The 23,703-nt window shown below is 58.0% G+C and carries 20 protein-coding genes; 19 read left to right on the plus strand and 1 reads right to left on the minus strand.

Annotation, left to right across the window (positions count from 1 at the left end; translation table 11 throughout):
* The first annotated feature begins 149 nt into the window (after window positions 1-149).
* The 9 genes from Q0I19_RS02670 (at window position 150) to Q0I19_RS02710 (ending at window position 9,137) form a co-directional block, all read left to right on the plus strand.
* Window positions 150-389 (plus strand): DUF2442 domain-containing protein, encoded by a 240-nt coding sequence (locus Q0I19_RS02670; protein ID WP_294758144.1) that lies wholly within the window; start codon window positions 150-152, stop codon window positions 387-389.
* Between the two features lie 18 nt (window positions 390-407).
* A complete protein-coding gene (locus tag Q0I19_RS02675; RefSeq protein ID WP_294758142.1) occupies window positions 408-1,166 on the plus strand; it encodes a hypothetical protein in 759 nt (252 codons plus the stop codon).
* Window positions 1,167-1,188: 22 nt separating this feature from the next.
* A complete protein-coding gene (locus Q0I19_RS02680) occupies window positions 1,189-1,995 on the plus strand; it encodes a hypothetical protein (protein ID WP_294758140.1) in 807 nt (268 codons plus the stop codon).
* Between the two features lie 17 nt (window positions 1,996-2,012).
* A complete protein-coding gene (locus Q0I19_RS02685) occupies window positions 2,013-2,747 on the plus strand; it encodes a hypothetical protein (RefSeq protein ID WP_294758139.1) in 735 nt (244 codons plus the stop codon).
* Window positions 2,731-3,609: a DUF3137 domain-containing protein gene (locus Q0I19_RS02690; RefSeq protein WP_294758138.1), complete on the plus strand. Its 879-nt coding sequence runs from the start codon at window positions 2,731-2,733 to the stop codon at window positions 3,607-3,609. The genes Q0I19_RS02685 and Q0I19_RS02690 overlap by 17 nt, the downstream gene beginning before the upstream one ends.
* 14 nt (window positions 3,610-3,623) lie before the next feature.
* Window positions 3,624-3,824 carry a hypothetical protein gene (locus Q0I19_RS02695; RefSeq protein WP_294758136.1) on the plus strand — a complete coding sequence of 67 codons (201 nt, stop codon included), beginning with the start codon at window positions 3,624-3,626 and terminating at the stop codon, window positions 3,822-3,824.
* A gap of 36 nt (window positions 3,825-3,860) precedes the next feature.
* On the plus strand, window positions 3,861-4,397 hold the full coding sequence (locus tag Q0I19_RS02700; protein WP_294758134.1) for a DUF3592 domain-containing protein: 537 nt from the start codon (window positions 3,861-3,863) through the stop codon (window positions 4,395-4,397).
* A gap of 481 nt (window positions 4,398-4,878) precedes the next feature.
* A complete protein-coding gene (locus Q0I19_RS02705; RefSeq protein ID WP_294758132.1) occupies window positions 4,879-7,806 on the plus strand; it encodes an acyl-CoA dehydratase activase in 2,928 nt (975 codons plus the stop codon).
* A 14-nt stretch (window positions 7,807-7,820) separates the two neighbouring features.
* Entirely contained in the window at window positions 7,821-9,137 is a 1,317-nt protein-coding gene (locus Q0I19_RS02710; protein ID WP_294758130.1) for a 2-hydroxyacyl-CoA dehydratase, read from the plus strand.
* Between the two features lie 78 nt (window positions 9,138-9,215).
* Here the strand turns inward: Q0I19_RS02710 and Q0I19_RS02715 are convergent, their stop codons facing one another.
* Entirely contained in the window at window positions 9,216-9,662 is a 447-nt protein-coding gene (locus Q0I19_RS02715; protein WP_294758128.1) for a CBS domain-containing protein, read from the minus strand.
* Window positions 9,663-9,887: 225 nt separating this feature from the next.
* Between Q0I19_RS02715 and Q0I19_RS02720 the strand changes: the two genes are divergently transcribed.
* The 10 genes from Q0I19_RS02720 to Q0I19_RS02765 all read left to right on the plus strand — a co-directional run bounded on the left by Q0I19_RS02720 (window position 9,888) and on the right by Q0I19_RS02765 (window position 23,592).
* The gene (locus Q0I19_RS02720; RefSeq protein WP_294758126.1) at window positions 9,888-10,241 is read left to right on the plus strand and encodes an Asp23/Gls24 family envelope stress response protein; all 354 of its coding nucleotides are present in this window, start codon (window positions 9,888-9,890) and stop codon (window positions 10,239-10,241) included.
* A 14-nt stretch (window positions 10,242-10,255) separates the two neighbouring features.
* Window positions 10,256-11,941, plus strand: coding sequence for a DAK2 domain-containing protein (locus tag Q0I19_RS02725; protein ID WP_294758124.1), 1,686 nt, complete (start codon window positions 10,256-10,258; stop codon window positions 11,939-11,941).
* Window positions 11,942-11,989: 48 nt separating this feature from the next.
* Entirely contained in the window at window positions 11,990-14,068 is a 2,079-nt protein-coding gene (gene recG / locus Q0I19_RS02730; RefSeq protein ID WP_294758121.1) for an ATP-dependent DNA helicase RecG, read from the plus strand.
* A 92-nt stretch (window positions 14,069-14,160) separates the two neighbouring features.
* Complete coding sequence (locus tag Q0I19_RS02735; RefSeq protein ID WP_294758118.1) at window positions 14,161-15,516, plus strand: serine hydrolase; 1,356 nt, start codon at window positions 14,161-14,163, stop codon at window positions 15,514-15,516.
* 13 nt (window positions 15,517-15,529) lie between these two features.
* On the plus strand, window positions 15,530-16,975 hold the full coding sequence (locus Q0I19_RS02740; protein ID WP_294758116.1) for a nicotinate phosphoribosyltransferase: 1,446 nt from the start codon (window positions 15,530-15,532) through the stop codon (window positions 16,973-16,975).
* Between the two features lie 65 nt (window positions 16,976-17,040).
* Window positions 17,041-17,424 carry a hypothetical protein gene (locus Q0I19_RS02745; protein ID WP_294758114.1) on the plus strand — a complete coding sequence of 128 codons (384 nt, stop codon included), beginning with the start codon at window positions 17,041-17,043 and terminating at the stop codon, window positions 17,422-17,424.
* Between the two features lie 499 nt (window positions 17,425-17,923).
* A complete protein-coding gene (locus Q0I19_RS02750) occupies window positions 17,924-18,943 on the plus strand; it encodes a glycosyltransferase family 2 protein (protein WP_294758112.1) in 1,020 nt (339 codons plus the stop codon).
* A gap of 12 nt (window positions 18,944-18,955) precedes the next feature.
* Window positions 18,956-19,609, plus strand: a complete 654-nt coding sequence (locus tag Q0I19_RS02755; RefSeq protein WP_294758109.1) for an HAD family hydrolase — start codon at window positions 18,956-18,958, stop codon at window positions 19,607-19,609.
* A 211-nt stretch (window positions 19,610-19,820) separates the two neighbouring features.
* Window positions 19,821-20,672 carry an ABC transporter substrate-binding protein gene (locus Q0I19_RS02760; protein WP_294758108.1) on the plus strand — a complete coding sequence of 284 codons (852 nt, stop codon included), beginning with the start codon at window positions 19,821-19,823 and terminating at the stop codon, window positions 20,670-20,672.
* Window positions 20,665-23,592 carry a response regulator gene (locus Q0I19_RS02765; RefSeq protein WP_294758107.1) on the plus strand — a complete coding sequence of 976 codons (2,928 nt, stop codon included), beginning with the start codon at window positions 20,665-20,667 and terminating at the stop codon, window positions 23,590-23,592. The genes Q0I19_RS02760 and Q0I19_RS02765 overlap by 8 nt, the downstream gene beginning before the upstream one ends.
* Window positions 23,593-23,703: the final 111 nt, after the last annotated feature.

Below are 23,703 nucleotides of genomic sequence, written 5' to 3' on the forward strand. Positions count from 1 at the left end.
GGCTTAGCATCTGCCGCGCCTCGCTCGCCGTATCGGCACTTAGAATTATGCGGTATTGCCCTAGCCTTTGGTTAATGGTTATCCCACCCGATCCACCGTACAATGTAGGTACGGTGGATCTTTATTTTTACAGAAGGGAGGGCCTACACTTGAACCGAAGGTATCTCACAGCTGTCACGCCGCTGCCTGATTATATTTTGCAGGTCGATTTTGTGTCCGGAAGTCGGCTTTTGCTGGATATGAAGCCGCATCTGGATAAGATTCGGTTTCGCCCGCTTGCTGATGCGCGGGTGTGGAACAGCGCTGTGACCAACGGCATCTTTGTCCGCTTTGGCGATGTGGAATTGAGCCACGATGAGATATTGTCTATGGCGGAGCAGGAGCATTGACAAAAGGAGCGTATCACGATGAAACATGTAGAACGATTTTTGTCTCTCGCTTTGGTGGCGGTGCTGTGCCTGTGCCTTGCTGCCTGCGGCGAGAGCAATAGCAACGAAGATTACGGCGATGACGGCAGCGACTACAATTTGTATGGTGTCCCGGATTCCATCGAGGGACTGGTCAAGGACAGTGAGCAGATGGCAAATCTGTACCTGTACGGCGGCGCATGGACAGGGGAGGACAATGGAACCCTGATTGCTGCCACCAGTGATGACGGCGATGAGGTGCGCTTTGCCCTGTATGATGCCGATGAAGAACTGACTGCCAGCGGGTTCATACAGTTTGTGCCGGAGTATGATTATGACTATTTCTACAACGAGCACGACGGAATCGCATATCGCAGCTGGTTCGATGAGGACGGCGCACTGTATGTGGCAGATCTCGGGACCTTTACGCGGGTGACAGGCGATGCACCGGGCGAAAATATCGGTGACACCGGCTTTGAGAGGATGGCAGGCACCTGGTATCTAGATGCCGAAGCGGACGCGCGCAGCATCCTTGTGTTTGACGAAAACGGCGGTTGGGAGCTGATGGAGCGTCCCGACGGCGACGGGGATCCCGCCGTGGTGGACAGCGGCATCATCGAGGTGGCACCCGATGACGACGAAGAACTGTATCTTGCGGTTTCTTCCCAATTCGATGATGTGGTCTATGAGTTCACCCTGATCGACGACGATACCATGTGCTGGGGCGGCGAGTTCGAGTACTATCAGAAGATGGCATAACAGCCACAGGAAGGAGAGGGCAATGAAAAAGTTTTTTGCTTTCATTTCGGCGTCGGCGCTTCTGTTCCTTGCCCTGCTGGCAGGCTGCGGCACCGCCGAGGAACAGATTGCCCCGCAGGACGACCCCAACGAGGGACTGGGCGGTGACCTTACCGAAGATACCGTGAATGACTTCAGCGGCTTTGAGGGTATCTGGCTGGGCGAGGCAAACAACGACTACGATTCCATCGAGTTTGATGCGGATGGAAATTGGACGCTTTACCTTTGCGGTGAGGCTGTAGATGAGGGTTATCTCCGCTATGAGCCGGAGTGGGAGGCCGTCTATGCTTACAGCAGCCGGGATGATTCCGGCAGCCGCATTGCCATGCAGGACGGTCAGCTCTACACAGCCGCCTACGGCTACTTCAATCCCGGTGAAGGGATGGAGTACCTTTGGTATGAGGATGGCAGCCAACGCACCGAGGACGATGCGGAGGTACCTGACGAAAATACAAGCCCGAACAGCGGCGCAGATTCCTACTGGAGCTGGGATTCCGACCTTTGCCAGCGGAATGTTTCGGAATTCGAGGGCATTTGGTACTATGACGGCGACCTGTCGTCCGAAACCTATATCGTCATCGACGGAAACGGCAGCTGGAGCTATTACCGGCGCGCCCCCGGTGCAGAGCCTGCAGAAATGGATTGCGGAACCTTCTCTTACTCTACGGACGAGGTAAGCACCTATTATGCAGATTCCACGATGTATGACGGCGTGTCCTACTGTGTCTTTGAGCTTGACGAGGATTCACTGGTATGGGGCGATGAAGGCGTTTATTACCTGATGGAGTGACCGGAAGGAGGTGTATCATGAAAAACCGGTGGAAGAACACCGCATTCTTTGCGCAGGTGATGGTGCTTTGCCTGGGCCTTGCCGCCTGCGGCAATTCCGATGATGTGGCGGGGGATGATTGGCGCACGACCGGTATGGTGGTCGACAGCGGAACCATCACCCATGACGGCGACAGTGTGGATGTTCTGGTCACAGTGAGCGAGAGCAGCGCAGCCTTCTATCGGGACATCCCGGAGCAGGTACTGTTCGACAGCGTCGCCTTCCCCATGGACATTCCCGATGCGGAGCAGGCGTTTCACACCATCTCCTTTGACGATCTGGACGGCGACGGCGAGAGCGATGTATGGGTGAGCTTTCTTCACGAAAACGGGGATGCAACGGATCTTGTCTGGATCTGGGATCCGGAGGAGCGCTATGTCTATCGGGAGGATCTGTCCGCGGTTCCGGCGGACGAGGGCGATCCAAGCGATTATGCAGGGCTTTGGGAGTACCCGGACGAAAATCTTTGGCTGCGCATCTATGAGGATGCGACATGGGAATTTGTAAATGATCAGGAAGATGTCATGGAGTACGGCACACTGTGGGCGGACGAAAACGGTGTGACGCTGCACTTTGACGGCAACGGCGATACCCTGCAGCTGGATCGCAGCGTCAGCGGCGATCTCATCAACAGCGTGAACGGCGATATGCTTTTCCCGGCGGAGAGTGACCGGCAAGGCAGAATAGGAGACGAATATGGAAGAGAAGAATAAAAACCTGACGGATGAACAGCTTTCGCAGCAGCTGCGCAAGAGTAACGGCGGAAAATGGGGAGGAACGTTCCTTTCGCTGCTGGGCGGCGTGCTCGTCTTTGCGGGGATCGTGCAGGGCGGCAACCTTGTACTGATCATTGCGGGCGTTGTGATCCTCGCGCTGGGACAGACGGCAAAGGGGAAATCCAAGGAGCAGGCCGGCCGCCGGACCTTCGATGCCCTGGCACCGGATATTGTAAGCACAGTCTTTGACAACATACAGATGGACCCCGCCCCGCACATATTGGATGCGAAGGATACAAACATCCCCCTGCCCGGCCACACCTATTGCAGCGGCAGCGGGTATATCCGCGGAACCTATCAGGGGCTGACCACCGAATTGTGTACCGTCAGGCTGACGGAGGTGAACGAGTTTCAGCGCGAGGAAACCGGTCAGTGGGAGAAAAACGAGCGCGAGGTCTATACCGGGCAGTGGATGCTGTGCGAGCTGAACCGGGAATTTCCGACCTGGCTGACCATCTGGCCAAGAGAACGGATGGATAAACTGTTCGGCAGCAAAACCATCCGGACAGGAAACGAGGCCTTCGATAAGCGCTTCAATGTAAGCAGCGATGATGAAGCCGCAGCCCTGCACATTCTGACGCCCGACTGCGCAGAGAAAATCCTGGCGCTGGCAGATTCCTCCTTCGGTAAGTTTGCCGTAAACCTCAACCGTGACGGCAGACTGTATCTCGCGGTTCACAGCGGGCACGGCTTTTTTGACCTCGGCAAGGGCCGTGAGGACCCGGCACAGCTGCGTGGGCGCTTTACCCGCGAACTGACGTGGTTTACGAATATGATCGATGTATTCCGCGGCGCGTAAAGGGGGTGGGCAATATGCCGCTTTGGCTTGCTGTGGTGCTGTTGGCATTGGCAGTTATCGGCATCGTGCTGTGCCGTAAATATCTGCGCCGAAACAAAACCGTGCGCATCCTCGGTATCAGTATCTGTGTGCTGCTGGCGTTGGCCTGTATCCTGTATATCGGCCTGACCCTTCTCTTTGTGGATGCGGTGCAAAACCAGCCGCCCACATTGTGACAGGAAAGGCACCGGCAGAGGTGTGAAGGAGGTCGTATGAAAAAGAATCGAATCCTCATGATCAGTATCGTTCTTGCAATAGCGTTTGTGGCGTGCCCCATAGAATCTACGCGGAATATCACAGCGGGAATCGGCTTCATTCTCGGCGCTTTTTCGGTGGCATGGCTCGGGGTTCGCCAGCGGAAAGGCGCACGGCAGGAATACGAGGATACTGTGCGGCGGTACACAGGCACCACGATGATGAAGGTGGTATGGGTCGAGGAATCGGTCAACGAACGGTGGGAGCAGCAGGAGGACGGCAGTGAACAGCTGCGCCGGGAGACGGTCTATCTTCCAACCTATGAGTACACCGTGAACGGCAAGACCTATCGGTACGCAAGCCGTCAGACCGTTTCCGGCAAGCGGGAACTGGGACGGCAGGTGGTCGGTTATTACGATCCCACCCGGCCCGACCGTATTACCGAAAACAAGCCGCGAAAGCCTGTTTTGGGCGGGATGTGCTTCTTTATGTTTGCCGCATTCCTGCTCTGGTTCGGTATCCTGTCCTTTGCCGGTATGCTTTCCGTTTCCTGATACTGCGGGCACTGCTGCCCAACAGCGCGATGAAGGAGACATGATGAAAAAGCAATTTGTAAGCATCCTGTTTGCCCTGTGCATGGTGCGCTGCCTTGTGCCTCTGGCTCCATTTGTTCAAAAATACTTCGCAATTTGTTTGAACTTTCTTCATGGCTTTGTCACAACTTAACGGTATACTAAATGTGTTCCGACGGAAGGGAGCAGGGACCCGACCATCGGAGCAGGAACCCCAAGTTTTTTCATCCATACTCCTCTTTTCTTTTGACGGCGAAGCGGTGCGGGCACAAAAGCCTGTGCCGCTTTGTCGTTTTTTGGGCGGGGTTCTATGACAGTTTGCGCCGACTGTACTGCATTTTACGCAAAAATACTTGCGAAATTTCGGCAAAGGGCGTAAAATTAAATAGTTATGGCACTTTTGCAATGGGCAAAAGGTGTAGAGAGGAAAGTACTTTGTATCTCCGTGGGAGGTTTAATTGCTATGCGTGTTGGCTTGGATATCGGTTCCACCACCATTAAATGTGTTGTGCTGAATGATGCCGATGAGATCGTATATTCTACCTATGAACGTCATTTTAGTCATATTTTAGAAAAAGGCCGCGCCCTTTTGCAAAAGGTCGCTGCCGAATATCTGCCCGACGGTCGGGCAAAGCTTGCCATTTCCGGTTCTGCCGGTATGGGTCTGGCGGACAGCTGCGGTGTGCCTTTTGTGCAGGAGGTCTTTGCCACCCGCGTGGCCGCCAACCGTCTGGCGCCGGGCACCGACTGCATCATCGAGCTGGGCGGTGAGGATGCCAAGATTTTGTTCCTGACCAACGGCACTGAGGTGCGCATGAACGGCAGCTGCGCGGGCGGCACGGGCGCGTTCATCGACCAGATGGCTACCTTATTAAAAATGGGCGCGGACGAGATGGACAAGGCCGCCCAACAGGCGACCCGCACCTACACCATCGCCAGCCGCTGCGGTGTGTTTGCCAAAAGCGACATCCAGCCGCTGATCAACCAGGGCGCGCAGGCAGGGGACATCGCCGCCTCCATCTATCAGGCTGTGGTCAACCAGACCATTGCGGGTCTGGCGCAGGGGCGTCCTATCCGCGGCAACATCCTGTATTTGGGCGGGCCGCTGACCTTCTCCCGGACGCTGCGCCAGAGCTTTGACAAAACGCTGGGCGTCACCGGCACCTGCCCCGAAAACAGCCTGCTGTTTGTGGCGCTGGGCGCTGCCTACTATGCCGACGAGGAATCCGACCTGAACACCGTGGCCAAGCGTCTGGGCGAGTACAGCGCCACTGCCACCTATGTCAGCCTGCCGCCGCTGTTTGCCGACAAGCAGGAGTATGAGGAATTCCACGCCCGCCATCTGAAAGCCACAGTACCCTGTGTACCCTTTGGCGCGGATTGCGGCCCTGTGCATATCGGCATTGACTCCGGCTCGACGACCATCAAGCTGGTGGTCATTGACCAAAACGCCAACATTCTGTTCACCAGCTACCGCCCCAACCTTGGCAACCCCATTCCGCTGGTGCGCGAAACGCTGCTCAAGCTCTACCAGGAGCATCCCAACTTGCAGATCGCCAGCGTGACCACCACCGGCTACGGCGAGGAACTGGTCAAAAATGCCTTCCATTGCGATCGCGGTCTGGTCGAAACGGTGGCGCACTTTACGGCGGCCAAGCACTTTTTGCCCAACGTTGATTTTATCATCGACATCGGCGGCCAGGATATGAAGTGCTTCAAAATTGAGGACGGCGCCATCAGCAACATCTTCCTCAACGAAGCCTGTTCCTCCGGCTGCGGCAGCTTTTTGCAGACCTTTGCACAGGCGCTGGGCTATGACGTCAAGGAATTTGCCGCGCTGGGTCTTTTTGCCGACAAGCCCGTTGACCTCGGCAGCCGCTGCACCGTGTTTATGAATTCCTCGGTCAAGCAGGCACAAAAAGACGGTGCATCGATTGAAAATATCAGCGCGGGACTTTCTATCTCGGTGGTCAAGAACGCGCTGTACAAGGTCATCCGCGCCTCCGGTCCCGAAGAACTCGGGCGCAACATCGTTGTGCAGGGCGGTACCTTTTATAATGAAGCGGTGCTGCGCGCCTTTGAAAAAGAGATGGGCGTCAACGTCATTCGTCCCGATATTGCGGGGCTTATGGGCGCGTTCGGCGCGGCGCTGCATGGCAAAGCCCGCGCGGGCGAAAACGCACACAGCACCGTGCTGACGCAGCAGCAGCTGGAAGCCTTCAGCCAGAAGGTCAACACCGTGCAGTGTCAGGGCTGCGGCAACCACTGCCAGCTGACCATCAACATTTTTGCCGATGGCAAGCGGTTTATTTCCGGCAACCGCTGCGACAAGCCCGTAACAGGCAAGGCCAACAGCGAGGAACTGAACCTGTACACCTACAAGCGCAGCCTGCTGCAGGGCTACCGCACGGCCCCCGCACCTGCCGCGCCGCGCGCCAAAATCGGTCTGCCGCTGTGCCTGAATATGTACGAGCTGCTGCCGTTCTGGCACACGCTGTTTACCCGCCTGGGCTTTGCGGTGGTGACCAGCCCCTTCTCGGACCGAAAGCTGTACCAGTCCGGTCAGGCGACCATCCCCAGCGATACCGCTTGCTTCCCCGCAAAACTCAGCCATGGGCACATCCGCTGGCTGTGTGAGCAGGGCGTGGACGCCATCTTCTACCCCTGTATGAGCTACAATCTGGACGAGCATCTGGGCGACAACCATTACAACTGCCCGGTGGTAGCCTATTACCCGGAGGTGCTGGCAGGCAACTGCCCGGAGCTTGGCACAACAAAGTTTATCTACGACTACTTCAATTTGGAGCGGCGCAAGGATTTTTATAAAAAATTCGCCCAATCGCTGGAAAAGTATTTCCCCGGCTTTGACAAAAAGACTGTGCATGAGGCCGTTGATGCCGCTTATGCCGAGTACGAGAAGCACATGCAGCTTGTGCGCGAAAAGGGCGCGGACATCATCGCGGAGGCCCGCCGACAGGGCAAGCACATCATTGTGCTGGCGGGACGTCCCTACCATGTGGACCCGGAGGTCAACCACGGCATTGACCAGCTGATCATCCGGCAGGGCGCCGCCGTCGTGACCGAGGATTCCGTCAGCGGCTACGAGCAGAAATTCCCCACGGCCGTTTTGAACCAGTGGACCTACCACAGCCGCCTGTATGCTGCCGCCAAATACTGCACAGAACAGCCCGATATGGACCTTGTGCAGCTGGTCAGCTTCGGCTGCGGTCTGGACGCCGTGACCACCGACGAGACGCGCGAAATCCTGCAAGCGGGCGGTAAGCTGTACACCCAGCTGAAAATCGACGAGATCACCAATCTGGGCGCGGTGAATATCCGCCTGCGCAGCCTGTTTGCGGCGCTGGAAGAACGCAAGCAGGACAAGCACTGAGAGGTTACAAGGCTATGGAATACATGACACCCAATTTTACCAAGGACATGGTAAAGACCCATAAAATTCTGATCCCGAATATGGCCGTCACGCAATTTCGGTTGATTCAGGCGGCGCTTGCCAGCGAAGGGTATCAGACCGAGGTGCTGGGGAATTGCGGCAGCGAGGTCGCCCAGCTGGGGCTGAAATATGTCCACAACGACACCTGCTACCCCGCGCTGCTGGTCATCGGGCAGTTTCTGGATGCGCTGAACAGCGGCAAATATGACCTGGAGCATACCGCCCTGCTGATCACCCAGACGGGCGGCGGCTGCCGTGCGTCCAACTACATCAAGCTGCTGCGCAAGGCACTGGTCAAGGCGGGGTACGGCAATATCCCCGTGGCATCGCTGAATTTTTCCGGCCTGGAAAAGGGCAGCGGTCTGCCGCTGACCCTGCCGCTGATCCGCAAGGTCGTGGCGGGCATCTTCTACGGCGATATGCTCTGCGCCCTGCGCAGCCAGACCCGCGCTTACGAGAACCGCCCCGGCGATGCCGACGCCATGACCGAGAAGTGGATCGCCGAGATTCAGGGCTGGATCAAGAACGACAAAAACTACGCCGCCCACGATATGAAAAAGCGCTTTTATGACATTGCGGCGGACTACGCGACCATTCCCGTGACGCGGGTGCCCAAGGTCAAGGTGGGCGTTGTGGGCGAGATTTACGTCAAATACTCGCCGCTGGGAAACAATGACCTGGAGAAGTTTCTGGAATCGCAGGACTGCGAGGTCAACCTGCCGGGCCTGATGGGCTTTGTCAACTACTGCATCGCCAACTACGGGCTGGACGTCGAGCTGTACGGCGGCAACAAGCTGATGCAGGCGGGTGCCAACGCCCTGCTGGATTGGATGGACTCGGTCGGCGTGGCCTGCAACGAGGCCATGCGCCACTACGGCTTTTACGCGCCGGGTTCCTTCCGCGAGCTGATGGAAAAGCCCAAGGGCATTATTTCGCTGGGCGCCAAAATGGGGGAGGGCTGGCTGCTGACCGCCGAAATGATCGAGCTGGTCGAGGGCGGATACAGCAACATCGTCTGTGCCCAGCCGTTCGGCTGCCTGCCCAACCACATTGTGGGCAAGGGAATGATCAACAAGATCCGCGCCCTGCACCCCGATGCGAACATCACCCCTGTGGACTATGACCCCAGCGCCACCCGCGTCAATCAGGAAAACCGCATCAAGCTGATGCTGGCCGTGGCGCGCGAAAAGCTGCAAACCCCCGCCCCGCCTGCGCCCCTGACCGCCGAGGAACTGGCGGGCGGCGCACCGCAGATCACAACAACGGTATAAACAACAAATCCGCTGCGTCATCAGAGCGCAGCGGTTTTGTTATAAGTATTAAAAATCTATGCGATATAGCCTTGGGCATTACGAAATCTTTCGGAACAAATCGCTCTCGGGATTCGCCAGATTTTTCTCGTACTTGTGATATACTTCCTTCAGCAAAACGGTACGGCGCACCATACCGATAAACACATTGCGGTCGTCCACCACGGGCACAAAGTTCTGATCCACGGCGGCGCGCAGCAGACTACCCATGTCGGTGGTCACGGTAACGGCCTTATAGTCGCGTCGGCGGGGAAAACTGGCGATCGGCACATCCTCGCTGGCCTCCAGATCCAGCCCGTGCAGGTTTTTCATGCCCCAAAGGATATCCCCCTCGGTGATGGTACCCACATACTCGCCGTTGCGCTTTAGCACGGGAATGGTCGCAAAACGCTGGTTGGACCATTTTTCCAGGGTCTGGCGCAGGGTAAAGTCCTCATAAATATACAAAACATCCTGTTTCGGTGTCAGGAAAAACAGCAGATTCATACGATCGATGCTCCTTCAATTATGTTCGGCACAGGCAAGCCCCGCCTGTGCCTTTCTGGTATAAGTATATACTTTTTATGCCCGAACTTTGTGAATGGATTGTTAAATCCCCCATAAAACAGAAATTTATCAAAAAGCACTGTTCAAGCGCGTAAAAAAGGTGTATAATAGCCTTATATATTCGGCACCCCACCCAGGGGGAACCCCATTCAAGGAGGTACAAGGATGATTACCAAGGTCAATCCGTATGGACATATTTCCCTTACGAATGATTATTTTTCCGGCCTGGTCGAACAGGCGGCCAAGCAGTGCTACGGTATTGCGGCTATGGGCCAGGCCCCGGCCGAAACGGTTGTGCGCAGTGCCCTGCGCACGGGCAGCCTGCCGCCCAAGGGCGTTTCGGTAACGCAGGAAGGCGGCCGTCTGGTCATTGCCCTGCACATCAAGGTGGGCTACGGGCTGAATATATCTACCATTACCCAGAGCATTACGCACCGCGTTAAGGACGAGGTGGAGCACGCCACAGGACTGAAAGTTGCGCGCATTGACGTGTATGTGGACGATATCATTGATTTATGAGGTGTAAACAAACTATGATTACTGGCCAGACCTTGCGTGACGCCATTCTTTCCGGCGCCAACAATATTGCCAACCAGCGTACCCGCGTGGACGAATTGAACGTTTTCCCGGTTCCCGACGGTGACACCGGCACCAACATGAGCATGACCATCGGTGCGGCCCGCGCCGAGCTGGAAAACCTGCCCGACTCCTGCACCGTGGCCGAGGCCAGCAAGACCGCTGCCTCTGCCATGCTGCGCGGCGCACGCGGCAACTCCGGCGTTATCACCAGCCTGCTGTTCCGCGGCTTTTCCAAGGCATTGAAGGACAAGACCACCGCCGACGCCGCAGACCTTGCCGCTGCACTCAAAATGGGTGTGGAGGCCGCTTACAAGGCCGTTATGAAACCCACCGAGGGCACGATTCTGACCGTCAGCCGTCTGGCTGCCGAGCGCGCCGCCGAGTGTACCGGGATGGACATCTCCGAAATGTGGAAAAACACCCTCGCCGCCGGTCAGGCAGCCCTGGACGACACCCCCAACCTGCTGCCTGTGCTGAAAAAGGCCGGCGTCGTGGACGCGGGCGGTCAGGGCATCATGGTCATCTTCGAGGGTATGCAGCAGGTATTTGACGGCAAGGGCATCGTCGCCGGTGCCGAGGTTGCCGCCAAGCCCAAGGTTTCCAGCGAGGCTGCCGGCAAGGGCGTCTTTGCCGATGACCTGATGAAGGTCGAGGACATCAAGAACGGCTACTGCACCCAGTTCCTGCTGCACAAGGACGAGAACGCCAGCGTCGCGCGCCTGCGCGCCTTCCTGGAATCCAACGGCGATTCCGTTGTCGTGATCGAGGACGATGACGTTGCCAACTGCCATGTGCACACCTCCGACCCCGGCATGATGCTGAGTGAGGCCATCAAGTACGGCTACCTGACCGACTTCAAGATCGAAAATATGCACGAGCAGTTCCTGGCCCGCCAGAAACAGGCTAAGGGTCTGGAAAAACAGGCCGAGGCCGAGGAAAAGAAGGACAGCGAGTTTGTCTACGCCGCCGTTGACCCCGAGCGCGAGTACGGCTTTGTCGCCGTGGCCGCCGGTGAGGGTCTGAAAGGCGTATTCAGTGATTTGGGCGTTGACGCCGTTGTCAGCGGCGGTCAGACAATGAACCCCAGCACCGAGGATATTCTGGCCGCCATCCAGAGCGTCCCCGCCAAGACCGTGCTGGTGCTGCCCAACAACAAGAACATCATCATGGCATCCGAGCAGGCGCAGAAGCTGGCCGACCGCAAGGTCATCGTGCTGCCCACCCGCACCATTCCGCAGGGCATGACCGCCATGCTGAACTTTGACCCCGACACCGCCCCCGAGGAGAACGCCGTCAATATGATGGCCGCCGCCGACCAGGTGGGCACGGGTCTGATCACCTACGCCGCCCGCGACAGTGAATTTGACGGCAAGCCGATTAAAAAGGGCGAGATCATGGCCCTGGAAAACGGAAAGATCGTGGCCACCGGCACCGACATTGTCAAGATGACCTACCGTCTGGCCCGCGCGATGCGCAAGAAGGACACCCAGTTTATCACGGTGATTTCCGGCTGCGATGTCAGCGATGAGGAAGCCGAGCATACCACCGATATGGTGCGCGCCAAGTGCGGCGGCAATATCGAGGTCAGCCACATCAGCGGCGGCCAGCCCGTTTACTACTATATGATTTCCGTGGAGTAAATATCCACAATACAAGGCGAATTTGGTGTAACTCCGAGTTCGCCTTTTTTGATACTTGCCGCACAAAAGGAAAGGAGGTCCCGCATGGCAACCATCGACAGCTCGGTACAATACCTAAAAGGGGTAGGCCCTGCCTTTGCCAAAAAGTTTGAAAAGCTGGGCATTGTGACCATACGCGACCTGCTTTTGTGCTACCCCCGCAAATACATCGACTACACGCAGCCCTATACGGTGGAAACCGCCCCCTACGATGTGGAATGTTGCGTTAAGGCGACGGTTCTGCAAAAGGAGCCGCCCCGCCGCATCAAGGGCGGCCGCATGATGAACCGTGTGCTGGCAGCCGATGATTCCGGTGTGCTGGCGCTTTCGTGGTTCAATGCACCCTACGCCGCCGATAAGCTCGCAGTGGGGGAGAGCTATTATTTTGAGGGGCGCATCGGCGGCACTATGACCCACCGCGAGCTGCTGCACCCGCTGGTGCGCACCGAAGCACAGGTACAGGCAAGCCCCTTTGTGGCGGTCTATCCGGGCACCGAGGGGCTGTCCCCGGCGCGGCACAACAGCTGCGTGCATGCGGCGCTGCCTTACGCGGAAGAGCTGCAGGACCCCCTGCCGTCGGAGCTGCTGACCCGCTATAAAATGCCCCCCAAGGCCGCAGCGGTGCGGGCGATCCATGCACCCAAAAATCAGCAGGAATTGGCCGCCGCGCGGCGCCGCCTGATTTTTGAGGAACTGTACCTTCTGCAGCTGGGTATTTTTCTTTTGCGCAGTCGGGACCGCAATGTCACCGGTGCGCCTATGCGCCCGATGGATCTGGAAACCTTCTGGCGCAGCTTGCCCTATGCCCCCACGGGGGCACAGCGGCGCTCGGCTGAGGAAATCACCCGCGACCTTTGCGCGGAAAAGCCGATGAACCGCCTGCTGCAGGGCGATGTCGGCAGCGGCAAAACGCTGGTGGCGGCGGCAGCCATCTGGTTTGCCGCCCAAAACGGCTGGCAGAGCGCCATGCTGGCCCCCACCGAAATTCTGGCACGGCAGCACGCCGCCAACCTGGCCGACAGGCTGGAGCCTTTCGGCGTCAATGTCACGCTGCTGGTCGGCGGTATGAAACCTAAGGAAAAACGCGTGGCGCTGGAAGCCATAGCCGACGGCCGCGCCGGGCTGGTCGTGGGAACCCACGCCGTGCTGACCGACACGGTGGTGTTCCGCAACTTAGGGCTGGCCATCGTGGACGAGCAGCATCGGTTCGGCGTGCGCCAGCGCGGCCTGTTGGCAGGCAAGGCGCAAAACCCGCATCTTCTGGTCATGAGCGCAACGCCCATCCCGCGCACACTGGGGCTTTTGCTGTACGGCGATTTGGACATTTCGGTGCTGGACGAGCTGCCCCCCGGCCGCAAGCCCATCAAAACGTGGTTCATCACAGGCAAAAAGCGGCAGGATATGTTCGGTTTTCTGGACAAGCAGATCGAGGCCGGGCATCAGGTGTATATCGTCTGCCCCGCCATTGAGGAAAACGAGCTGGATTCCGGCATGACGGCGGTAAAAACCTACTACACCGAAACCGTCTGCCCGCTTTTGCCCAACCGGCGCATCGGACTTTTGCACGGCAAGATGAAACCTAAAGAAAAAGACGATGTAATGCTGAAATTCAAGGCAGGGGAGCTGGACGTCCTCGTCAGCACCACGGTCATTGAGGTCGGTGTGGACGTGTCCAACGCCACGGTTATGGTCATCGAAAACGCCGAGCGGTTCGGCCTGTCGGCGCTGCACCAGCTGCGCGGGCGTGTGGGGCGCGGCGCGGCGGATTCCTGCTGTATCCTTATCTCCGACAACGGCAGCGATGCCGTGCGCCAGCGGCTGCAATTCCTGTGCCGCACGTCGGACGGTTTTGCCGTGGCAAAATATGACCTTGAGACCCGCGGCCCCGGCGACTTCTTTGGTTCGGCGCAGCACGGTCTGCCCACCCTGCGGGTGGCCGACCTTGTGCAGGACACCCGCACCCTCAAAGTAGCGCAGACCGAAGCCAAGGCACTGCTGGCGGTTGACCCCAACCTTGCTAAGCCGCAGCACAAGGCGCTTTCCGATGAGGTGGCGCGCCTGTTTGCCACGGCGGGCGCTATGAATTGAGCAATTTTTGTCTTTTCATTTTGCGGAAATTCTGCTATACTGAAATAAGTATATACTTGTATCGCGACAAAATTGCGACAAAGGAATTGTCCATGAAAAAATTCTTTTCGGTTTTTATAACGCTGCTGCTGGTGCTGGCTTTTGCCCTGCCTGCTGCGGCAGAAGGGCAGGGCAGCGCCCTCTCGGTGGAGGGTGCCCCCGAACTGACTGCCCCGGCGGCCTATGTGGTCAACCTGGACACCAACATTGTTGTTTACGACAAAAACAGCGAAACGCCGCTGCAGGCCGCCAGCCTGACCAAGATGATGACCGTGCTGCTGGCGCTGGAAAGCTACCAGGACCAGCTGGACACCATCAGTATTCAGGCGCCAAGCTATATCTATGACATCATCTGGGAGCAATCGCACTACGCCTCCACCGCCGATATCCGCCGCGGCGAAACCTACACCCTGCGCCAGTATCTGTATGCCATGCTGCTGCCCAGCGGCAACGAGGCTGCCTACATTGTGGCGGACTATATGGGCGGCGGCAGCCTGGAAAATTTTTATGCCATGATGAACGCAGAGGCCGAGGCCATCGGCTGCACAGGCACCCACTTTGCCGACCCCTGCGGCTTAAACACCGACAACGTCACCACGGCGCGCGATGCCTACCTGATTTTGCGCGCCCTGACACAGTACGATGCCTTTGCCGAGATCGCCGGAACCCCCACTTACTATATGGGCGAAAAAGAGGGCTATGCGCAGGGCACTTACCTGCTGCAAAGCACCGACAAAATGCTGTACCCCGCCAGCAGCTACTACCGCAGCTATGTGCGCGGCGGCAAGACCGGCAGCCTGGGCGAGTGGCAGAATTTTGCAAGCTGGCATACCCAGGACGGCGAAAATTATATCAGCGTCCTGTTGAATGTCCCGCTGGAAAGCGACCCTGAGGGCGGCCGCCCGGCGCTGCTGGAAACCGGCACCCTAATGGATTGGGTGTTTGACAGTTACACGGTCGCCCCCGCGCTGGACACGACCCAGCCTATCACCGAGCTGCCGGTCGTCTATGCCACGCAGGCGGACACGGTCATGGTCTACCCCGACAACAATATGATGACCCTGCTGCCCCGCAGCGGCGGCGCAGCGCTGACACAGCAGGTCTTTGCCGTGCCCCAGCGCCTGGCCGCCCCTGTGCGGCAGGGCGATGTCGTGGGCAGCGTCACCCTGACGATAGAAGGGCAGGCAATCGGTACGGTACAGCTGATTGCGGGCAGCAACATTTCCCGCAACCAGACGCTGTACACAATTTCCCGCGTGGCGGAGTTTTTCTCCGGCACCTATTTCAAAGTGGTTGTAATGCTGACTATGGCGGTCATCGCCGTATACGCATTTATATGGGTACTGTCCCTGCTGGGGGTCTGGGGTCGAGAAAGCAGCGGCTATACCCAAAACAAAAAATACAAGTAAGAAGGTTTTACCAATGATCGATGTAAAGCGTAACCTTACCACCATGACCGATTTTTATGAGCTGACCATGTCTGCCGGCTACCTGGACGAGGGGTATCTGGACAAAACGGCGGTGTTTGATATGTTCTTCCGCCGTGTGCCGGACGGCGGCGGCTACGCCATTATGGCGGGTCTGCAGCAGTTTATCGAGGCTGTCGACAACCTCTGCTTTACCGAGGAGGACATCGCTTATCTGCGCTCCACCAAGGTGTTTGACGAAAAGTTCCTCGAATATCTGCGCAATTTCAAGCTGCACTGCAACATCTGGGCAATCGAGGAAGGCACCCCCATCTTCCCGCAGGAGCCGATCGTTACCGTCGAAGGCCCTGCCATTGAGTGCCAGCTGCTGGAAACGCTGCTGCTGGTCACCTTCAACCACCAGTGCCTGATCGCCACCAAGGCCAGCCGCATCGTGCGCTCTGCACAGGGACGCCCTGTCATGGAGTTCGGCGCCCGCCGCGCCCAGGGCTATGACGCCGCCTACTACGGCGCCCGCGCGTCCTATATCGGCGGCTGCGGCTCCACCTCCTGCGTGATGGCTGCCCGCGATTTTGGCATCCCCGCCTCCGGTACGATGGCGCACAGCTGGGTGCAGATGTTCCCCAGCGAGTACGAGGCGTTCAAGAAATACGCCGAGCTGTACCCCGACGCCTGTGTGCTGCTGGTGGACACCTACAACGTGCTGCGCCACGGCGTGCCCGACGCCATCAAGGTGTTTGACGAGGTGCTCAAGCCCATGGGCAAGCGCCCCAAGGGCATCCGCATCGATTCCGGCGATATTGCCTACCTCTCCAAGAAGGCGCGCAAGATGCTGGACGCCGCCGGTTACCCCGACTGCACCATCTGCGCTTCCAACAGCCTGGACGAGTACATTGTCCGCGACCTGATTTTGCAGGGTGCCCGCGTGGACAGCTTCGGCATCGGTGAGAACATGATCACCGCCAAGAGCGACCCCGTGTTCGGCGGCGTGTACAAGCTGGCCGCTGTCAAGGAGGACGACGGCAGCTACACCCCCAAGATGAAGCTGAGCGAATCCGCCGAAAAGATGACCATTCCCTGCCTGAAAAAGGTCTGGCGTATCTACGACCAGGACGGCAAGGCGATGGCAGACCTGATCGCCATGGCGGACGAGGAAGTCTCGACCGAGCATGGCATCACGCTGTTTGACCCCATCGAAACCTGGAAAGAGTGCACCTACGTCAACTGCACGGCGCGCTGCCTGTCCACCCCCATCTACCAAAACGGCGAGCGCGTCTACACCTCCCCGAGCCTTGACGACATCAAGAAGTTCTGCAAGGCGCAGGTCAATACCCTGTGGGACGAGGTCAAGCGCTTTGAGAACCCGCACCGCTACTATGTGGACCTGAGCCAGAAGCTGTGGGATACCCGCAGCGCCCTGCTGAAAAAGCTGTCCAAATAAATTGTTATAAGTATTGCCCCCTGCGCATACTAGGGTTATTCCGGTATGGGCAGGGGGCTTTGTTTTTGGAAACGTTGGTTTTGTTTGTGCTGGGTGGCGCGGCGTATGCGTGGCTGGAAATTGCCTGGCGCGGGGTCACGCACTGGTCGATGTTTGCGGCGGGCGGGGTGTGCCTGTGCGCCCTGCAAAGGCTGGCGCGGGGCAAGCTGCCGCTGGGGCTGGCAGCTGCGGCAGGGGCGGCCGGCATTACGCTGCTGGAACTGGCGGTGGGGCTGGCCTGCCGCGTGGTTCTGCGCCGCCGCGTGTGGGATTACAGCGGCGAGTGGGGCAATTTTGCGGGGCTAATCTGCCCCAAATACAGTTTTTACTGGTTTTTGCTGTGCGGCTGGGTGATTTTTCTTTTAAGAAGTCCTTTTTATATCGCTAAAAAGCAGAGGCAAAATCGATAAAGTACAAAATATGGTACTGCTGATCTGCGATAATTTAGGTAGAGAAACAGAAAGGCGGTACACAAAAATGACGCAGCAATTCCGTTATATAGCAGGGCATATCGAGGTTTACAGCGAGAACGGGGAATTCCTGTTTTCCGCCGACACCATGCAGGAAGCATGGGAGGAGCTGTCGGCGTAAGGGCAGCGGGCAACAAAAAATCATTGCGCGGTAGGGGCGGGGCATGCCCCGCCCGCGACATAATGATAACGCAAAACTTACGGGTTAGTCCGTAGGGGCGGCATATATGCCGCCCGTTGCAGCCATACCGGCAATGCAGCCAAATGGGTAAACCGCACGGGACGCATATATGCGTCCCCTACAACCCCGCCCTACAAGGCACGCAAAAAATCATCGAACCATCGCCCATAAAAAATATCTCTTGTATTTTCGGCAAAAATAAGGTATTCTATATACAATCGCGTCCTAATGCCCCGCGCTGAAAATAAGGAGAATACTATGAAACTCATCACTTTTACCGTGCCGTGCTACAATTCGGCTGCCTATATGTCCCACTGCGTGGAGACCCTGCTGCCCGCCGGTGAGGAGGCCGAGATCATTCTGGTCGATGACGGCTCCAAGGACGATACCGGCCGCATTGCCGATGAATTTGCCGAAAAATACCCCGACATCGTCCGCGTGATCCATCAGGAAAACGGCGGCCACGGCGAGGGCGTCAACCAGGGTATCCGCAACGCCCGCGGCGTCTATTTCAAGGTGGTCGATTCTGACGACTGGCTGGACACCGACGCCCTGCAAAAGGTCATGGCCACGCTGCGCGAACACCTCAACGACGAAAAGCCCCTGGACCTGCTGATGGCCAACTATGTGTATGAGCATGTTGCCGACAACACCCAACTGGTCGTCGACTACAAGGGCATCCTGCCCGAAAACCGCGTGTTCGGCTGGCAGGATATCGGACATTTTCCGCAGAACAAGAACATCCTGATGCACAGCGTTATCTACCGCACCGAAGTGCTGCGCGCCTGCAAGCTGGAGCTGCCCAAGCACACCTTCTATGTGGACAACATCTTTGTCTACCAGCCTCTGCCGCAGGTGGAGACCATTTATTACATGAACCTAGATTTGTACCGCTACTTCATCGGCCGCGAGGATCAGTCCGTCAACGAGAAAAACATGATCAAGCGCGTTGACCAGCAGCTGCGCGTCACCCGCATCATGATGAAGGCCGTCAACCTGTATGACCTGCCCGTCACCCAGGACAAGCTGCGCGCCTACATGCTGAACTATTTCTGCATGATGATGGCCATCTCCAGCATTTTCCTTACCCTGGACGGCAGCGAGGACGCCCTGCGCAAGCGCAGCGAGCTGTGGGCAGACCTGAAAGCCCACGACGAGCGCCTGTACCGCCGCTGCAAGTTCTCGGTAGCGGGTGCCTGCAACCTGCCCGGCAAGCTGGGCGGCGATATCAGCATCGGCGGCTACCGCATTGCCCAGAAGATCTTCAAGTTCAACTAAGGGGACACGGCTATGCAAAAATACAGCGTTGTGCTGTTTGATTTGGACGGCACACTGACAGACTCCGCCCCCGGCATCCTGAACTCCGTGCGCTACGCCTGCCGCAAGCTGAACCTGCCGGAACCCCCGCCCGAAACCCTGCGCCGCTTTCTTGGCCCGCCGCTGCTGGACTCCTTTCAAAATCTGATGGGTCTCTCGCCGTCGGAAAGCCAACAGGCCGTGGATGCCTTTCGGGAATATTTCCCCACAAAGGGTTTGTTTGAGAACGAGGTCTACCCCGGCATTGCGGAATTGCTGCGCGATTTGAAGGCCGCCGGAAAAACCGTGGTGCTGGCCACCAGCAAGCCCGAAGAATTTGCCCGCCGCATTATGGAGCATTTTGACCTTGCGCAGTATTGCGATGCCATCTGCGGTGCCACGCTGGACGAGACCCGTACCGACAAGGGCGAGGTCATTGCCTACGCGCTGCAGACGGCGCATATCACCGACACCGCCGCCACCGTTATGGTGGGGGACAGGGAACACGATGTCAAGGGCGCGGCCAAAAACGGTCTGCCCTGCATCGGTGCACTGTACGGCTACGGCAGTCGGGAGGAACTTTCCGCCGCAGGTGCGGTGGCCATAGCCGACACGGTGGCTATGCTGCATGACCTGCTGTTGACCTGACCAAAATACCATGTACAGCCCCCGCCGGTTTCGGCGGGGGCTGCTTGCTGCGGGGGAGCGAATGACGCCGGATTCCCGCGAAATAACGGCAAAAATGCAATGGCACCACTTGTGCTCCAACGCAAAATATGGTATAATTTAAAATTACGAGTGAAGAAACCAAGCTATGCGTTTTTACAAAATACAGTGTATAGGGTAGGGAAGATCAAGTATGTTCGGTTTTGCAAAAAATACGTTCCTGCGTTCCTTCAAATCATGCTTACACGCGGTGCGCCGATGCGTGCTGCCGGTGATGCTTGTTCTGGCGGCAGGGCTTTGCGGCTGCGCGGGGCAAAATAACGCCCTGCCCGCCAATGCGCCCACCGTCACCATCGGCATCGACCCGTTTGAGCCGTACTGCTATATGGACGGCAACGGGCAATATGCCGGCATCGACGTGGATCTGGCAACCGAGGCGTTCACCCGTCTGGGGTACAACGTTGAATTTCAGGAAATCAACTGGCCCGACAAGGACGACCTGCTGCAGGACGGCACCGTGGACTGCGTTTGGGCGTGCTTCAGCATGAACGGACGCGAGGACCTGTACCAGTGGTCGGGTCCGTATATGAGCAGCCGTCAGGTTGTGGCGGTGCGCGCCGACAGCAACATCCACGAGCTGGCGGACCTCGCGGGCAAGCGCATCGGCGTGCAGGCCACCACCAAGGCTGAGGGGCTGTTTTTGGGCAAGATCCCCTCCGACTTACCGGCGGGGCAGGTCAGCAGCTATGCCACGACCGGGGATATGTTCGCCGCGCTGCGCAAGGGCTATGTGGATGCCATCTGCGGGCATGAGGCATTGATCGCCGGGTGGATCGGCACCGAAACCATGGCCTACCGCCTGCTGGACGAAAGCCCCTTACAAACCGAGCTGGGCGTCGCCTTTGCCAAAGGCACCCACGCCGAGCTTTCCCTTGCGCTGACCCAGACGCTGGAGCAGATGCAGTACGACGGCACCATGGGGCGCATTCTGGAAAAATACGGCATCGACGCACAAAAAGCGATGGGAGGGGATGAAAATGCCTAAGGACGCACGCTGCAGAAGAAACCACCTGTTTTTGCTGGCGCTGGCCGTGGTGGGCGCTTGCGTTTTTGTCATTTTTACCAACCTGAACCGCGCCATGCTGCGCGAAACCTTGGACGAAACCTTTACCTTTGTCGAAACGCGCGTGCATATGTACGAGGTGGACGAAGCCAACGACCGCGTCAAAAGTCTGACCCGCCTGCAGGACAAAACCGCCGCCCTGCGCGATGAAATGATGCTGAAAGACGATTTCACCCCCAGCGACCTCAACGCCTTTGCCGACACCCAGCGGCTGACCGGCGTGCTGGTGCTGGACGGCGAATTGAAGCTGGAAATGCAAAGCACGCGGGACGGCGACGCCATGCAGCTGTGGAAAGAGCAGCTGCAAAGCGACTATGTCCGCGAGATTCTGGACTACCCCCAAAAATCCTACACCACCCGCGTGGAGCAGGACGGCGAGATTTACGATTTTGCCGCCCTTGCGCGCACCGATGCGCCGGGGCTTTTGATCGCCTACGCGCTGAAAGACAGCGAGGATGTCGGCGATTTGACGGTGGGCTACCTGCTGGATAACTTCCCGCTGGAGCATGGCGGCATTGCCACCATCTGTGAGGGCGACCTTGTGCTGACCAGCAACAGCGCGGAGCAGGTCAACCGCACGCGCGAGGAATGCCAGCAGACGTACAACGGCGAGCAGACCCGCGTGTCCGGCGGCATTGCCGAGCTGCACAGCAGCCGCGGCGTCTGGTACGGCAGCCGCAAAAATGTCGGCAAGTACGAGGTGTATATCTTTTTCCCGGCGGGACAGGTGTTTATGATGCGCAACATCATCTTCGCGTCCTACCTTGCCCTTACCGTGCTGACCTTTCTGTTGGTGCTGCTGCTGCAAAGCCGCGCCGACAAGGACGCCTTGCAGGAAACCCAAAAGCGTATGGGCATCATCACGGCGCTGAGTACGGCGTATGAGTCCATCATGCTGGTGGACTTGGAGAAAAACACCGTCGAAACCCTCAAGGATGTCCCCGGCGAGGAGCAGTATAACCGCACCCGCACCATACAGCGCGAGGAACAGGTGCGCCGCACGCAGGCTATGATTGCCGAGCCATACCGCGCGGAATATTTTGAGTTTATAGATATGACCACCGTTCGGGCGCGTTTGAAGTCGCATAAATCGCTGGCGTTCACCGCCCGCACCGTCAACGATAGGTGGGCCACCACGCTGCTCATCCCGCAGCGCACCGATGAGGACGGCAACGTCACGGCGGTGCTGGCTGCCACCCGCGATGCCACGGAAGAAAAGCAGACCGAGCAAAAGCAGGAGGACGCCCTGCGCAGCGCCCTGGCGGCGGCGGAACACGCCAACAAGGCAAAGACGGTATTTTTGAACAGTATGTCGCACGACATCCGCACCCCGATGAACGCCATCCTCGGCTTTACGGCGCTGGCAACGACCCATCTGGACAACGCCGAGCTGGTCAAGGAATACCTGCAAAAAATCAGCGTGTCGGGGCAGCATCTGCTCAGCCTGATCAACGATGTTCTGGATATGAGCCGCATTGAAAGCGGCACCATCAAGCTGGACAACGCCGCCGTGCATCTACCCGATGTGCTGCACGACCTGCGCACCATCATACTGGGCAATATCAGCGCCAAGCAGTTGGAACTGTATGTAGATACGCAGGATATTAAGCACGAGGATATCATCACCGACAAGCTGCGCTTAAACCAGATCTTGCTGAACATCGTCGGCAATGCCGTAAAATTTACCCCCGCGGGCGGCACCATCAACATCCGCGTTACCGAAAAGCCCTGCCCCCGCAGCGGCTACGCCACCTATGTGATCAGCGTCAAGGACAACGGCATCGGTATGTCCCCGGAGTTCCAGCAGCACGTCTTTGACTCCTTCGCGCGCGAGCAGACGGCGACCCGCAGCGGCATCCAGGGCACCGGCCTGGGTATGGCGATCACGAAAAACATCGTAGATATGATGGGCGGCAGCATCACGGTCAAGAGCGAGCAGGGCAAGGGCACCGAGTTTACCGTTACGCTGCACTGCAAGATCAGCGAAACGGTGACCAAGAGCCAGCCCATCCCCGAGCTGCGCGGCGCGCGCGCCCTGGTGGTGGACGACGACGCCCAGACCTGTATGAGCGTCAGCAAGATGCTGCGCGAGATCGAGATGGCGGCGGACTGGACGACCTCCGGCAAGGAGGCGATCCTGCGCGCCGAGGAAGCCCACGAGCAGGGGCGCGACTTTAAGGTGTATATCATCGACTGGCTGATGCCCGATATGAACGGCATTGAAACGGTGCGCCGCATCCGCAAGGTCATTGAGCCGGGTACGCCCATCATCATTCTGACCGCCTACGACTGGTCGGATATCGAGCAGGAGGCACGCGAGGCGGGCGTGACGGCGTTTGTCGCCAAGCCGCTGTTTATGTCGGAGCTGCGCGCCGTGCTGACCCACACCCAGACCGAGCCGCAGCCCATGCAGATGCCTAAGCACGCGGGCTATGCGGGCAAAAAGGTGCTGCTGGTCGAGGATAACGAGCTGAACCGCGAGATCGCCACCGCCATTCTGGAGCAGGCGGGGCTGCAGGTGGACAGCGTGGAGGACGGCACTGACGCCGTGGCGCGCATGAACGCAGCAGCCGAGGATCAGTACGATTTGATTTTGATGGACATCCAGATGCCCCGGATGGACGGCTACACCGCCACGCGCAAAATTCGCGCCATGGATAACCCCAAGAAGGCGAGCATACCCATTGTGGCCATGACCGCCAACGCCTTTGACGAGGACCGCAAAAAAGCCTTTGCGGCGGGCATGAACGCGCACGTCGCCAAGCCCATTGACATGGCGGTTTTGTCCCACACGCTGAACGAAATTTTTGCCGCCAAGGGTCAGACAGGGGAAACGGTGTGAAAACCGCTTTCGTTATACCGTATAATTATTCTGCGTGTAAGGCCGCCCGGCTGTTGAAACGGGCGGTCTTTTTTGTTTGTCCGCATATGGAAAACAAAAAGTCGTACTTTT

Source organism: uncultured Gemmiger sp. (genome assembly GCF_934561205.1).
GTDB lineage: Bacteria > Bacillota > Clostridia > Oscillospirales > Ruminococcaceae > Gemmiger.